The organism is Kitasatospora sp. NPDC096128, assembly GCF_040303105.1.
Taxonomy (GTDB): domain Bacteria; phylum Actinomycetota; class Actinomycetes; order Streptomycetales; family Streptomycetaceae; genus Kitasatospora.
The window spans coordinates 33,969-50,299 of the sequence record NZ_JBEOSP010000043.1 but is presented as its reverse complement, the minus strand read 5'-3'; the positions used below and the strand labels follow the sequence as shown (position 1 = coordinate 50,299).

Genomic DNA, 16,331 nt, shown 5'->3' with positions numbered 1-16,331 from the left:
CGCCACGGACGGCCCCGGTTTTCCCTAGAGCGCGAAGCACGGGCGGGCGTGCCCGGCACCCGCAGGTGCCCCGGCACGCCCGCCCGTCCAAGGCCTACTCCTGGCCGCGCAGCCACTCCTCCACGATCTGCGCGGTGAGGGCCGAGTCCTCCCGGATCATCGACAGGTGGTCGGCGTCGACGCCGACCACCCGGGCGCCCGGGACGAGCGGCTCCGCCTGGGCGCGCTGCTCGATGGGCGCCTCGTCGACGCCGGTCAGGGCGCGGTCGCAGGTGACCAGCAGGACGGGCGCCGAGGTGTGGTGGACCTCCAGCCGGTTGAGCAGGACCATCCAGCGGCCCATGGCGGAGAGCCGGGAGTTGGTCAGCCGCACCGGCGAGTCGGCGCCGGTGAAGTTGAGCCGCATCATGCCGGTGTAGTCGGTGCCCTCGTCGGCGTTGTGCTGGAAGCTCAGCGTGTCGAAGAGGACGACGCCCGCCGGGCGGATGCCCCACGTGTGCTCCAGCAGGCCGGCCGCGGCGTAGGCGAAGGAGCCGCCGGAGGAGTGGCCCGCGAGGACGAACGGGTGGCCGTCGCTGGCGCGCAGGGCGCTCTCCGCGATCACCCGGGTGGCGACCTCCGGGGTGGCGGGCAGCCGCTCGCCGGTGGCGAAGCCGACCAGCGGGAGCGCCGACACCTCGCGCTCGCCGCGGAAGTGGGCGGCGAGCCGGGAGTACTGGTGCACGCCCGCGTTGGCCGTCGGCGCGCTGACGCAGATCAGCCGGGTCGGGCGGGGTCCCTCGGCGAGGCGGGTGGCCCAGGGCAGGTCCTCCAGTTCTGCGGTCGCCTCGAAGGTGGGGCGAAGGGCCGCGACGGTGGCGAGCATGCGCTGGGCCTCGGGCACCTTGCCGTTGGCCAGGGCGTCGGCGAACAGCCGCTCCAGGGAGTCGAGTTCCGGTTCGCCGCCGGGGGCGAGCACGGCCCCGCCGTCGCCGTCCTCGGTGCGCTGGTCGGCGAGCTCGCTGCGGATCCAGGTGGCGAGCTCGACGGGCGAGCGGCTGTCGAAGACGACGGTGGCGGGCATCCGCAGGCCGGTGACGGCGGCGATCCGGTTGCGCAGTTCGACGGCGGTGAGCGAGTCGAACCCGAGTTCGTAGAAGTCGCGTTCGGCGTCGACGGCCTCCGGGGAGGGGTGGCCGAGGACGGCGGCGGCTTCGGCGCGGACGGTGTCGACGAGGTGGCGCATCCGGTCGCGCTCGTTGAGGTCGACCAGCTGCCGGGTGAAGTCGGCGGACGCCTCGGCGCCGCTCGCGCCGCCCCCGGAGGCGGTGCGCCGGGCGGCGCGGACGAGTCCGCGGAACAGCGGCGGCACCTCGCCCTGGGGGCGCATGCCCCCGGCGGCCAGGCCCATCGGGATGACGAGCGGTTCGGCGGAGCCGAGGGCGGCCTCGAACAGGGCGAGGCCCTGCTCGACGGAGAGCGGCGGGATGCCGCCGGACTGCATGCGCCGCATGTCGGTCTCGCTGAGCTCGCTGGTCATGCCCGCCTCCTGGGCCCACGGGCCCCAGGCGAGCGAGGTGCCGGCCAGGCCGAGCGACCTGCGGTGGTCGACCAGGGTGTCCAGGAAGGCGTTGGCCGCGGCGTAGTTGCCCTGGCCGGGGCTGCCCATGACGCCCGCGATGGACGAGAAGACGGCGAAGACGGCGAGGTCCAGGTGCCGGGTGAGCTCGTGCAGCTGCCAGACGGCGTCGACCTTGGGCCGCAGGACGGCGGACAGGCGCTCGGGGGTGAGCGCGGTGATGACGCCGTCGTCCAGCACACCGGCCGTGTGGATGACGGCGGTGAGCGGGTGTTCGGCCGGGATGCCGGCGAGCAGGGCCTCGGCGGCGGCGCGGTCGGCGGTGTCGCAGGCGACGACGCGGGCCTCGGCGCCGAGCACCGCCAGCTCGGCGAGGAGTTCGACCGCGCCGGGCGCCTCCGGTCCGCGGCGGCTGGTGAGCAGCAGGTGGCGGGCGCCGTTGACGGCGAGGCGGCGGGCGAGGTGGCGGCCGAGGGCCCCGGTGCCGCCGGTGATCAGGACGGTGCCGTCGGGGTCGCGCTCCGCGGGCATCGTGAGGACGGTCCGGGCGGCGGACTCCCCGGCGCTGAGCGCGGTGCGGGCGGCGCGGATGTCGTGCGCGGCGACCGGCGGCGCGGTGAGCTCGCCGCGTCCGGCCAGGGCGACGAGCTCCGCGAGGATCGCGGCGGTCTCGTCGGCGTCCGGCACGGGCAGGTCGGCGAAGGCGTCGTCGTCGAGCACGAGGTCGGTCCCCGCCGCCGCGCGCCCGACGAGCCGCTCGGGCGCCAGGCCGTGGCCGAGCAGGGCGGCGCGCAGCCCGTCGGGGGCCGTGGCGGAGACGTCGGCGCCCAGTCGCAGCGCGAGCTCGACGGCGGCGGTGGCCGGTCCGGTGGCGGTGGCGTGTACGTGGACGGTCCGGCCGGCCTCGACGGCCGAGCCGCCGAGGGCCTGCCGGGCGAGGACGAAGTCGGCGGCCAGGACGGCGGCGGCCCCGGCGGACCAGCCCTCGGGAAGCCGGGCCAGCAGGCGCCGGTCGGCGACCGCCTTCGGCCCGGCGGGCAGCACGCCGAACACCTCGTCGCCCGGGCGAAGGTCCGGCACGCCGTCACCGACCGCCGTCACCACGCCGGCCGCGCCGGCGCCGCGGCCGTGGACGGCGGCCCGGACGGCGACGGCGACCTGCCCGGCCGCGGGCGGCCCGGCCGCCTCGGGGCAGGGCACGAGCGCCATGTCGTCGGGCAGCAGGCCCTCCAGGACCCACGGCGTTCCCGCCGGGGGCAGCAGCCCCGCCGCGTCCACGAGCCGGGCCAGCCGGCCCACCCGCAGGGCGCCGCCGCGGACGGCGAACTGCGCCTCGCCGTCGGCCAGCAGGCCGGGCAGCAGCGGCAGGACCGCGGCCACGTCCTGCGTGCGTTCGACGTCGAGCAGGGCGAAGCGGCCGGGGTGCTCGGAGTTCGCCGAGCGGACGAGGCCCCAGGCGGCGCCACCGGGCAGGTCGCGGACGGCCTCGCCGTCGGCGGCCCGGACGGCGCCCCGGGTCACGAACACCAGCCGACCGGAGGCGGCGCGGTCGTCGGCCAGCCACTCCTGGACGAGGGCGAGCACGCGCGTGGTGTGCGCGTGGACGGCCTCGGGGACGTCGCCGGCCGGGCCGTCCAGGGCGACCAGGACGAGGTCGGGCACCGGTCGGCCGAGGTCCGCGAGGGTCGCGGCCGAGGAGCCCGTGCCGTAGGCGTCCCGGCCGAGCGCGGTGCAGCGCGGCGCCGTGGCGGCGGGCGGCGTGGCGGGGGCGGGGACCCACTCGATCCGGAACAGCGGGTCGCGGCCGGTGCGGGCGGCGGCAGCGGCGGCCTGCGGGGCGCGCAGGGTGACCGAGCCGACCGTCAGCACCGCGCCGCCCGCCGGGTCGGTGGCGGTGACGGACACCCTCTCCTCGCCGAGGCGGGCGAGGCGCACCCGTAGGGCGGCCGCTCCCCCGGCGTGCAGGGCGACGCCCTGCCAGGCCCTGGGCTGCGGCAGCTGCTCCTCGGTGCCGACACCGATCAGCACGGCGGCGTGCAGGGCGGCGTCGAGCAGGGCCGGGTGGAGGCCGAAGTAGCGGGCGTCATCGGCGGGTTCGCCGTCGAGCTCGACCTCGGCGAACACCTCCTCGCCGCGCAGCCAGGCGCCGCGCAGTCCCCGGAACGCCGGACCGCGCCCCGGCTCGCGGTAGAAGCCGTCCAGGTCGACGGCGAGCGCGCCGGCCGGCGGCCAGACCGTCTGGGCGTAGTCCGGCAGGTCGGTGTCCTGGGGCACGAGCGTGCCGGTGGCGCAGCGCGTCCACGGCTCGTCGGGGGCGGCGTCGCCGGGGCGGGCGTAGCAGGCCACCGGGCGGGCGCCGGCGTCGTCGGGCGCGCCGACGCGCACCTGCACGACGGGTTCGTCGTCCTCGGCGAGCGGCAGCGGGTCACCGGGCGTGAGCTCCGCGATCCGGCCGCAGCCGACCTGGTCGCCGGCCCGGACGGCCAGTTCGACGAAGGCGGCGGCGGGGAAGGCGAGGCGGCCGCCGATGCGGTGGTCGAGGATCCACGGGTGGACGCGCAGGGCGAGGCGGCTGGTGAAGAGCACGCCGTCGGTGTCGTCGGCGAGCGGGACGGCGGCGCCGAGCAGCGGGTGATCGGCCGGGACGAGGCCGACGGAGGCGACGTCACCGGAGAGGGCGGCCGGGCGGGGCCAGTAGCGGCAGTGGTCGAAGGCGTAGGTGGGCAGGTCGACCCGGCGGGCACCGGTGCCGTCGAACAGGGCCGCCCAGTCGACCGGGACGCCGGCCGCGTGGAGCGCGGCGAGGGCGGTGAGCAGGGTGCGCTCGTCGGCACGGTCCTTGCGCAGGGCGGCGGCGCGGACGCAGCCGGCCGCGTCGTCGCCGAGGCTCTGTTCGGCGAGGGCGGTGAGGACGCCGTCCGGGCCGAGTTCGAGGAAGGCGGTGGCCCCGGCCTCGCGCAGGGCGCGGACGCCGTCGGCGAAGCGGACGGCCTCGCGGACGTGGCGCACCCAGTAGTCGGGGCTGGTGAGGTCCGCGCCGAAGGCGCCGGTGAGGTTGGAGGCGACCGGGATCGAAGGGGTGCCGTAGGACAGGCCGTTGAGGACGGCGCGGAAGTCCTCCAGCATCGGGTCCATCAGCGGGGAGTGGAAGGCATGGGACACCCGCAGACGGGACGTCCGGCGGTCGGCGAAGTGCGCCTCGATCCCCGCGACGGCCTCCTCCGCGCCGGAGACGACGACGGAGGTCGGGCCGTTGACGGCGGCGATCGACACGAAGTCACCGAGCAGCGGCAGGACTTCGTCCTCCGTGGCCTGAACGGCGAGCATCGCGCCGCCCTCCGGCAGCGCCTGCATCAGCCGGCCGCGCGCCGCCACCAGGGCGCACGCGTCACCGAGCGAGAACACCCCGGCGACGTGCGCCGCGGCGATCTCGCCGATCGAATGGCCCGCGACGAACTCCGGGCGCACGCCCAGGGATTCGACGAGCCGGAACAGCGCCACCTCGACGGCGAACAGCCCGGCCTGGGCGTACTCCGTCCGGTTCAGCCGCTCCTCGTCCGAGCCCCAGACGACCGCGCGCAGCGGCTGGTCCAGGTGCTCGTCCAGCACCGCACGCACCGCGTCGAAGGCATCCGCGAAGACCGGGAAGCGCGCGTACAGCTCCCGACCCATGCCGAGGCGCTGCGAGCCCTGTCCGGAGAACAGGAAAGCCGTCGAGCGGTCCGCCGCGACACCGCGGGCCACCTCCGTCAAGCCCTCGCTGCACGCGAGCAGCACGGCCCGGTGCTCGAAGACGGAGCGTCCGGTGGCGAGCGCGAACCCGATGTCCAACGGGGAGAGTTCGAGCGCGCCGGCGCGGGCGAGGTGGGTCTCCAGCGCGTCCTCGGAGCGGCCGGAGAGCACCCACGGGACGACGGCGGGCAGCACCCGCTGGTCCTCGGTGCAGTCGGTCACGGCGGGGGCCTGTTCGAGGATCACATGCGCGTTGGTGCCGCTGATCCCGAACGAGGAGACCCCGGCCCGCCGGGGACGGCCGACCTCGGGCCACGGCCGGGCCTCGGTGAGCAGGTCGATCGAGCCCGCCGTCCAGTCCACGACGGTGGACGGCCGGTCGATGTGCAGGGACTTCGGCAGCACGCCGTGCCGCATCGCGAGCACGGTCTTGATCACCCCGGCGACGCCGGCGGCGGCCTGGGTGTGGCCGATGTTGGACTTCAGCGAGCCGAGCAGCAGCGGCCGTTCGCGCTCCTGCCCGTAGGTGGCGAGGAGCGCCTGGGCCTCGATCGGGTCGCCGAGGGCCGTGCCGGTGCCGTGGCCCTCGACGGCGTCGACCTCGGCGGCCGACAGTCCCGCGCTCGCGAGCGCCTGGCGGATGACGCGCTGCTGCGAGGGGCCGTTGGGTGCGGTGATGCCGTTCGAGGCGCCGTCCTGGTTGACGGCGCTGCCGCGCACGACCGCCAGCACCGGGTGCCCGTTGCGGCGGGCGTCCGACAGCCGCTCCAGGACCAGCATGCCGACGCCCTCGGACCAGTTGGTGCCGTCGGCGGCGTCCGAGTAGGCCTTGCAGCGGCCGTCGGCGGCGAGCCCGTTCTGGACGGTGAAACCGGCGAAGCTCACCGGCGTGGTCATCACCGTGACGCCGCCCGCGAGCGCGAGTCCGCACTCGCCGCCCCGCAGTGCCTGGGTGGCCCAGTGCAGGGCGACCAGGGACGACGAGCACGCGGTGTCGACGGTGACGGCCGGGCCCTCCAGGCCGAGCGTGTAGGAGATGCGGCCGGACAGCACGCTCGACGCGAGGCCGGTGCCGGCGTGGCCGCCGATGTCCTCGCGCGAGTTCATCATGAGCGTCGCGTAGTCGAGGCCGTTGGTGCCGACGAAGACGCCGGTGCGGCTGCCGCCGAGCTTCTGCGGGTCGACCCCGGCGCGCTCCAGCGCCTCCCAGGAGGTCTCCAGGAGGAGGCGCTGCTGGGGATCCATGGCGAGGGCCTCGCGCGGCGAGATGCCGAAGAAGGAGGCGTCGAAGTCGGCGACGGCGTCGATGAAGCCGCCTTCCCGGGTGGTGCTGCGGCCGCGGCCGTCGCGGTCGCCGACGAGGAGGGTGCGCAGGTCCCAGCCACGGTCCCTGGGGAAGCCGGCGATGCCGTCGCCGCCCTCGGAGACCAGGCGCCACAGCTCGTCGGGCGAGGTGACGCCGCCGGGCAGGCGGCAGGCCATGCCGACGATCGCGATCGGGTCGGTGTCGTCGGACGCGGCCCGGACGGCGGGAAGCAGCGGTTCGGCGGGGGTGTCGAGGAGTTCGGCGAGGAGGTGCTCGGCGAGCGCCTGGGCGGTCGGATAGTCGTAGACGGAGGTGGCGGGGAGCTTGAGGCCGGTGGCCGCGCCGAGCCGGGCGGGCAGCTCGACGGCCGTCAGCGAGTCGAAGCCGAGGTCGCGGAACTTGCGGTCCGGGGCCACGGCGGAGCGGTCGGCGTAGCCGAGCACGGCGGCGACGTGGGTGCGGACGAGGTCGGTGAGAAGGGCGGTGCGCTCGGTCGGGGTGAGGGCGCGCAGGCGGCCGGTGAGCTCGGAGGCGGCGGTCGCGTGGTCGCGGCGGGCCGCGGCGGCGGCCTCCAGGGCGGGCCGGGCGGCCGGGAGGTCGCGCAGCAGCGGGTTGCCACGCAGGCCGACGAGGCTCTCCAGGATCTGCGGCTGCGCCAGGTCCAGCAGCACGAGCGCGGGGGCCGGGCGGGTGACGGCCTGACGCAGCGCGGCCAGGGCGAGGTCGGGGTGCAGGGCGGGGACGGCGGCGCGCTGGATGCGTCCGTCGCCTTCGGCCGGAGAATTGTACTCGGCGCCGATCCAGGCGCCCCAGGCCACGGACGTGGCGGGCAGGCCGTCGGCGCGGCGGCGCTGGGCGAGCGCGTCCAGGACGGCGGCCGCCGCCGCGAGGGTGGCCCGGCCGGGGGTGCCGACGGCACCGGCGACGGAGGAGCAGAGCACGAAGGCCGTCAGGTCGAGGCCGCGGGTCAGCTCGTCCAGGTGGAGGGCGGCCCCGGCGCGGACCCGGTGGACGGCGGCGAGGCGCTCGGGCGTCAGGTCGTCGAGGACGCCGTCGTCGACCGTGCCCGCCGCGTGGACGACGGCGGTGAGCGGGGCGTCGGCGGGGATCCCGGCCAGCTGGGCGGCGAGGGCGTCACGGTCGGCGACGTCGCACGACGCGATCGTCACGACGGCGCCCAGGCCGCTCAGCTCCTCGGCGAGATCGGCGGCGCCGGGGGCGTCGAGCCCTCGACGGCTCGCCAGCAGCAGGTGGCTCGCGCCCGCGGCGGCGAGTTGGCGGGCCACGGCCGCGCCCCGGCCGCCGGTGCCGCCGGTGATCAGCACGGTGCCCGGGGTCCGCCCCGGCGTCCAGCCCGCGTCCGGCGCGCCGGCCGGGGCCGGGACCAGGCGGCGGGCGTGGACGGCGGCGGGGCGGATCGCGATCTGGTCCTCGCCGTCCGCGCCGGCGAGGACGGCGGCCAGGCGGCGCACCGCGGACCGGTCCGGCTCCTCGGGCAGGTCGACGAGGCCGCCCCACTGCTGGGGCTGCTCCAGCGCGGCGACCCGGCCAAGGCCCCACACGGCGGCCTGCTCGGGCGCGGCCGGCGATTCGGTACGGGCCACGGCGACCGCGCCGCGGGTCAGGCACCACAACGGCGCGGTGACGTCCGCGTCGCGCAGCGCCTGCAACAGGGCGAGGGTCGCGGCGGCCGGGTCGGCCGCACGGCCGAGCGCGAGGAGGGACAGCACGCCGGTGAACGGACGCCCGGTCGAGGGCAGCTCGCGCAGCAGCGCGGCGAGCTCGGCGCGCTCCGGGGCGGGCACCGACAGGCACAGCGCGTCCGGCCCGACGGCCTCGCAGGCCGCCTCCGTCCACGCCTCGTCGCAGCCCTCGGCGGGCGTCACCACCAACCAGGGGCCGGACGGCCGGGCCGTCGAGCCGCCCGGCAGGGCGCGCCAGGACTCGTGGAAGCGCAGCGCGTCCAGCAGGGACTGGTCGCGGTGGTGGCGCCGCCACGCGGACAGCGCGGGGAGCACCGCTCCGAGCGCGTCGCCGTCCACGGCGAGGTCGGCGGCGAGCGCGTCCAGGTCCTCGCCCTCGACGGCGTCCCAGAAGCGGGCGTCCAACGGGTCGTCCGACGCGGCGGCGCCGGGGTGGGTGGTCAGGGCGTGGGTCTGCGGCCAGTAGCGCTCGCGCTGGAAGGCGTACGTCGGCAGGCCGGTGCGGCGGGCACCGGTGCCGTCGAACAGGCGCGCCCAGTCGACGGGCACGCCGACGACGTGGAGGCGGGCGAGCCCGGCCAGCAGGGCGGTCTCCTCGGGACGGCCGCGGCGGCCCGCCGGCTCGACGACGACCTCCGAGGCATCCGCCAGGGTCTGGCGGACGGCCGGGGACAGGGCCGCGTCCGGGCCGAGCTCCACGAAGTCGGTCGCACCGGCGGCGTGCAGCGTGCGGATCCCGTCGGCGAAACGGACGGCCTCGCGGACGTGGCGCACCCAGTAGTCGGGGGTGCGGAGGTCCTCGTCGCCGAGTTCACCGGTGAGGTTGGAGACCAGCGGGATCGAAGGAGCGTGGTAGCTCAGCCCGTTGAGGACCGTACGGAAGTCCTCCAGCATCGGATCCATCAGCGGGGAGTGGAAGGCGTGCGAGACCTGCAACCGCGTGGTCCTCCGGTCGGCGAAGTGCGTCTCGATCGCCGCGACGGCCTCCTCCGCGCCCGAGACGACGACGGATGATGGGCCGTTGACGGCCGCGATCGACACGAAGTCGCACAGCAGCGGCAGGACTTCGTCTTCCGTCGCCTGCACGGCGAGCATCGCGCCGCCGGAGGGCAGCGCCTGCATGAGGCGGCCGCGAGCGGCCACCAGGGCGCAGGCGTCGGCCAGGGAGAACACTCCGGCGATGTGCGCGGCCGCGATCTCCCCGATCGAGTGCCCCGCCACGAACTCGGCCCGCACGCCCAGCGATTCGACGAGCCGGTACAGCGCCACCTCGACGGCGAACAACCCGGCCTGGGCGTACTCCGTCCGGTTCAGCCGCTCCTCGTCCGATCCCCACACGACCTCGCGGACGGGCAGCTCGAACTGCGCGCAGACCGCGTCGAAGGCCTCGGCGAACACGCCGAAGCGGGTGTACAAGTCCTGCCCCATGCCCAGGTGTTGGGCGCCCTGTCCGGAGAACAGCAGTGCCGTCCTGCGCTCGCCGTCGGCAATGCCCCGGGCCGCCTCGGCACCGTCCAGCAGCACCGCCCGGTGCGCGAACCGCGACCGCCCGGCGGCCAGCGAGAGGCCGACGTCCACGGGCGAGGCGTCCAGCCCTTCGAGTCGCGCGAGCTGCGCGTCCAGCGCGGCCTCCGACTTGCCCGCCACCACCCACGGCACGACGCCCGGCGCCACCGACGGCTCCGGTGCGAAGGCTTCGGCCGGCGGCGCCTGCTCGACGATCACATGCGCGTTGGTGCCGCTGATCCCGAACGCCGACACGCCCGCGCGGCGCGGCCGGCCGGTCTCCGGCCACTCCTCCGCCTGCGTGAGCAGCCGGATGTCACCAGCCGACCAGTCGACGTGCGAGGACGGCGCGTCCACGTGCAGCGTGCGGGGCAGCACGCCGTGCTGCATCGACAGCACGGCCTTGATCACGCCGGCCGCACCGGCGGCGGCCTGGGTGTGGCCGATGTTGGACTTCAGCGAGCCGAGCAGCAGCGGCCGTTCGCGCTCCTGCCCGTAGGTGGCGAGGAGGGCCTGGGCCTCGATCGGGTCGCCCAGGGTGGTGCCCGTGCCATGGCCCTCGACGAAGTCGACCTCCGCCGCCGAGAGGCGCGCGTTGGCGAGGGCCTGGCGGATGACGCGCTGCTGGGACGGGCCGTTGGGGGCCGTCAGGCCGTTGGAGGCGCCGTCCTGGTTGACGGCGCTGCCACGAACGACGGCGAGCACCGGGTGTCCGTTGCGGAGCGCGTCGGAGAGCCGCTCCAGCACCAGGACGCCCGCGCCCTCCGACCATCCGGTCCCGTCCGCACCGTCGGCGAACGCCTTGCAGCGCCCGTCCGGGGCCAGTCCGCCCTGCCGGGTGAAACCGGGGAAGCCGAGCGAGGACGACATCACGGTGACGCCGCCGGCCAGGGCCAGCGTGCACTCGCCGCTGCGCAGCGACTGGGAGGCCAGGTGCATGGCCACCAAGGAGGACGAGCACGCCGTGTCGACGGTGACGGCCGGGCCCTCCAGGCCGAAGGTGTAGGAGATCCGGCCGGAGACCACGCTCGCGGCCAGGCCGGTGCTCGCGTGGCCCTCGATGTCCTCCTGGGCGTTCATGACGAGCGTCAGGTAGTCCTGGCCGCCGGTGCCGACGAAGACGCCGGTCCGGCTGCCGCGCAGCGCCGTCGGGTCGATCCCGGCGCGCTCGACGGCCTCCCAGGACGTCTCCAGCAGGAGCCGCTGCTGCGGGTCCATCGCGAGCGCCTCGCGCGGCGAGATCCCGAAGAAGGCCGCGTCGAAGTCGGCCACCCCGTACAGGAATCCGCCCTTCGCGGTGGCACTGCGCCCCCGGTCGCCGGGGCCGCCGCCGAGCAGGGTGTCGAGGTCCCAGCCGCGGTCGGTCGGGAAGTCGGAGATGCCCTCGCGGCCCTCGGCGACCAGCGCCCACAACTCCTCGGGCGTGTCGATCCCGCCGGGCAGGCGGCAGGCCATGCCGACGATCGCGATCGGGTCGTCGGCGGGGGCGGCGGCCGTCGCGGCCGGGGCGACCGGCTCGTCGTTCCGGCCGAGCACCTCCGTGAGGACGAGGTCGGCAACAGCGGCCGGGGTCGGGTGGTCGAAGACCAGGGTCGCCGGGAGGCGCAGACCGGTGACGGCCGTGAGACGGTTGCGCAGTTCCAGGGCGGTGAGGGAGTCGATGCCGAGGTCGTGGAAGTCCCGGTCGGCGGCGACGGCCTGCGGCGAGGCGTGGCCGAGGACGACGGCGGCCTCGGTGCGGACGAGATCGACGACGTGGCGCAGGCGGTCGCTCTCGCGCAGCTCGTAGAGGCGGGCGGCGAGGGCCGTCATGGTGGCGGCGCCGGTTCCGGTGGCGGAGGCCGTGCGGCGCCCGCCGGGCAGGAGGGCGCGGAACATCGTCGGCACCTCGCCGCGCGGGCGGGCGCCGGCGGCCATCCGGCCGGTCGCGACCAGGAAGGGCTCGTCGACGGCCATGGCAGCGTCGAGCAGGGCGAGACCGTCCTGCTCGGTGAGGGGCGGGACGCCGGAGGCGTGGATGCGGTGCAGGTCGGCCTCGGAAAGAGTGCCGGTCATGCCGGCGGTCGGCATCCAGGCGCCCCAGCCCAGCGACTGGGCGGCCAGGCCCTGGTGGCGCCGCCGGTGCGCGAGCGCGTCGAGGTAGACGTTGGCCGCCGCGTAGTTGCCCTGGCCCGCCGTGCCCATGACACCCGAGATGGAGGAGAACAGGACGAAGGCCCTGAGGTCCTGGTCCTTGGTCAGCTCGTGGAGGTTCCAGGCCGCATCGACCTTCGGGCGCAGGACGGCCGACAGCCGATCGGGGGTCAGCGCCGTGACGACGCCGTCGTCCAGCGCACCGGCCGCGTGCACGATGCCCGTGATCCTCCGGCCGTGCAGGGCCTCGGCGAGCGCCTCCCGGTCGGCGGCGTCACAGGCCACGACCTCGGCGCGGGCGCCCAGCTCCGCCAGCTCGTCCACGAGCTCGGCGGCGCCCCCGCGCCGGCTCAGCAACAGCAGGTCCCGAACGCCGTGTTCGGTGACGAGATGGCGGGCGACGAGACGGCCCAGGCCGCCGGTGCCACCGGTGATGACCACGGTGCCCGTGCCCCAGCCGGACGAGGGTTCGTCGGCGAGCACGGCACGGGTCAGTCGGCCCACCCGGACGACGCCGTCGCGCACCACCACCTGCGGCTCGCCCACGGCCAGCACCGCGTCCAGCGGGAGCTCACCGTCCGTGTCCACGAGGACGAACCGGCCCGGGTTCTCCGACTCGGCCGCCCGCACCAGGCCCCACACAGCGGCGCCGACGAGGTCCTCGCCACCCGCCATGACTCCCCGGGTGACGAACACCAGGCGGGCGTCGGCGAACCGCGGCTCGGCCAGCCACTCCTGCACCAGGCCCAGCGCCCACGCCGTCACCCCGTGCACCGCCTCGGGCGACGAACCGCCCGCCACGGGCACGACAACGACGTCCGGCACCTCGCCGAGCGACGCCAGGTCCTCCCCCAGGGTCACCGCCCGCACGGGCTCACCCGCACGCGAGGGCGCGGGCACCCACTCCAGCCGCAGCAGCGACCCGGCCGTCCCATGAGCGGCCACCGTCGCCGGCTCGGCCAGCGTCAGAGCCTCGGCCGACAGCACCGGCTCCCCGGCGGCGTCCACGAGGGCGAGCGCGAGCGTCTCCGCACCCGTGCGCACGAGCCGCGCCCGCGCCACGGACGCACCCGAGGCGTGCAGCGACACCCCGGACCACGCCACCGGCACCAGCCCCCGGCCGTCCGCCCGCACGACGGCCGCCAGCAGGGCCGGGTGCACACCGAACCCCCCGGCCTCGCCGGCCCCGTCGCCCGGCAGGACCGCCTCGACGAAGGTCTCCTCGCCGCGCCGCCAGACCGACCGCAGCCCGTCGAAGACCGGGCCCAGGTCCGCCTCCTCCCGGAGCCCGGTGAGCTCCGCGACGACCGCGCCCTTCGGCGGCCACACCGAGGCGTCGAACCCGGCCGTGCGCTCGCCGCGGACGAGCTCGCCCGAGGCGTGCTCCGTCCACGCGCCCTCGGCGTCGGCGTCCGGGCGGGAGAAGATCCGCACCGGGCGGGCGCCGGAGGCCGCCGGGGCGTCCACCTGGATCTGCACGACGACCGCGCCGTCCTCGGGCAGGACGAGCGGCTCGGCGAGCGTCAGCCGCTCGACCCGGTCGCAGGCCACCTGATCACCGGCCCGGACGGCCAGTTCCAGGAACCCGGTCGGCGGGAAGACGGCCACGCCGCCCACCCGGTGGTCGCCCAGCCACGGCTGCGCCTTAAGCGACAGCCGACCGGTCAGCAGCGTGCCCTCGGCGTTCGCGAGCGCGACGGTCGCGCCCAGCAGCGGGTGCTCGGCGGGTGACAGGCCCGCGCCGGTCACGTCCCCGATCCGACGGGCCGGGCGCGGCCAGTAGCGCTCGTGCTGGAAGGCGTACGTCGGCAGGTCGACGCGCCGGGCGCCGGTGCCGTCGAACAGGCGCGCCCAGTCGACCGGGACTCCGGCGACGTGCAGCCGGGCGAGCGCGGTGACCAGGGTGTGTTCCTCGGACCGGTCGCGGCGCAGCAGCGGAAGGGCGGGGGTGTCGGAGCCCTCGATGTCCTGCTGGGCGAGGGCGGCGAGGACGCCGTCCGGCCCGAGCTCGACGAAGGCGGTGGCCCCGGCCTCACGCAGGGCGCGGAGGCCGTCGGCGAAGCGCACGGCCTCACGGACGTGGCGCACCCAGTAGTCGGGGGTGGTGAAGTCCTCGCCGAGGGTGCCGGTGAGGTTGGAGACCAGCGGAATCGAAGGCGCCTGGTACGTCAGCCCGTTCAGGACCTCGCGGAAGTCCCCCAGCATCGGGTCCATCAGCGGGGAGTGGAACGCGTGCGAGACCTTCAGCCGCGTCGTCTTACGGTCGGCGAAGTGCGCCCCGATCTCCGCGACGGCCTCCTCCGTCCCCGAGACGACGATCGAGCGTGGGCCGTTGACGGCGGCGATCGACACGACATCATTCAGCAGCGGCAGGACTTCGCCCTCCGTCGCCTGTACCGCCAGCATCGCGCCACCCGCCGGAAGCGCCTGCATCAGACGGCCCCGGGCCGCGACCAGCGTGCACGCGTCCGCCAGCGAGAACACCCCGGCCACATGCGCGGCCGCGATCTCACCGATCGAGTGCCCGGCCACGAACTCCGGCTCCACACCCAGCGATTCCAGCAACCGGAACAGCGCCACCTCGACCGCGAACAACCCGGCCTGGGCATACTCCGTCCGGTTCAACAGCTCCGCATCATCGCCCCACACCACATCCCGCAGGACCGGATCGAACTCGGCACACACCGCGTCGAACGCCTCAGCGAACACCGGGAACCGGGCGTACAACTCCCGCCCCATCCCGAGCCGCTGCGACCCCTGCCCCGAGAACAGGAACGCCGTCAACCGCTCCGCCGCCACCCCGCGCGCGACCTCGCCCCCGTCCACCAGCATCGCCCGGTGCCCGAGCCGCGAGCGCCCCGCCAGCGACAGGGCGACGTCCACCGGCGAACCGGCCGAACCGCCCGCCCCCGTGAGCCGCTCCAGCTGCGCGTCCAGCGCCGCCTCCGACTTCGCCGAGACCACCCACGGCACCGCGCCCGGCACCGCCGCAGGCTCGGCCGACGGGTCCGCGTCCTCCTCGATCGCCTCCTCGACGATCACGTGTGCGTTCGTCCCGCTGATCCCGAAGGCGGAGACGCCCGCACGGTGCGGCCGGTCCACCTCCGGCCAGGCCCGGGCCTCGGTGAGCAGCTCGACGGCCCCCGCCGACCAGTCCACCTCTGCGGCCGGCGCGTCGACGTGCAGCGTCTTCGGCAGCACACCGTGCCGCAGCGCCATCACCGTCTTGATCACTCCGGCCGCGCCCGCCGCCGCCTGGGTGTGGCCGATGTTGGACTTCAGCGAGCCGAGCAGGAGCGGCTGTTCGCGGTCCTGCCCGTAGGTGGCGAGGAGCGCCTGGGCCTCGATCGGGTCGCCGAGCGGCGTGCCCGTGCCGTGGCCCTCGACAGCGTCCACCTCGCCGGCCGACAGCCCGGCGGCGGCCAGCGCCTGCCGGATCACCCGCTGCTGCGACGGACCGTTGGGCGCCGTCAGCCCGTTCGAGGCGCCGTCCTGGTTGACGGCCGAACCCCGCAGGACGGCCAGCACCGGGTGCCCGTTGCGGCGGGCGTCCGAAAGGCGCTCCAGCACCAGGACGCCCGCGCCCTCGGCCCAGCCCGTCCCGTCCGCCGCGTCGGCGAACGCCTTGCAGCGCCCGTCCGGAGCGAGCCCGCCCTGTCGGGAGAACCCGGCGAAGCTCATCGGCGTCGACAGCACGGTGACGCCACCTGCGAGGGCGAGCGTGCACTCACCGGCCCGCAGCGCCTGCGACGCCAGGTGCATCGCCACCAGCGAGGACGAGCACGCGGTGTCGACGGTGACGGCCGGGCCCTCCAGGCCGAAGGTGTAGGACACCCGGCCGGACAGCACGCTCGCCGTCAGACCGGTGGTCGCATGGCCCTCCATGTCCTCGTCCGAGTTCATCACCACGCCGACGTAGTCGACGCCCGCCGTGCCGACGAACACGCCGGTCCGGCTGCCGCGCAGGCCCGCCGGGTCGATGCCCGCCCGCTCGAACGCCTCCCAGGACGTCTCCAGCAGGAGCCGCTGCTGCGGGTCCATCGCGAGGGCCTCGCGCGGCGAGATGCCGAAGAAGGAGGCGTCGAACTCGGCGGCCGCGACGAACCCGCCCTCGATCGACGCGCTGCTGCCGCTGCCCTCGCCGAGCAGGGCCGCCATGTCCCACCCGCGGTCGGCGGGGAACCCGGTGATGCCGTCCCGCCCGTCCGCGACCAGCCGCCAGAGCTCCTCGGGGGTGGTCACCCCGCCCGGCAGGCGGCATGCCATGCCGACGATGGCGATCGGCTCGTGTCGGCCGGACTCGGCCTCCAGCAGTCGTTGGCGTGTCTGGTGCAGGTCGGCCGTGACCCACTTGAGGTAGTCAACGAGCTTGCTGTCGTTCGACATGGGGGGT

General features: G+C 76.0%; 1 protein-coding gene. It reads right to left on the bottom strand.

Annotated features, from left to right (window positions below):
• Nucleotides 1–94 precede the first annotated feature (94 nt).
• A complete protein-coding gene (locus ABTY61_RS33975; protein ID WP_502895474.1) occupies nucleotides 95–16,324 on the bottom strand; it encodes a type I polyketide synthase in 16,230 nt (5,409 codons plus the stop codon).
• Nucleotides 16,325–16,331 lie beyond the last annotated feature (7 nt).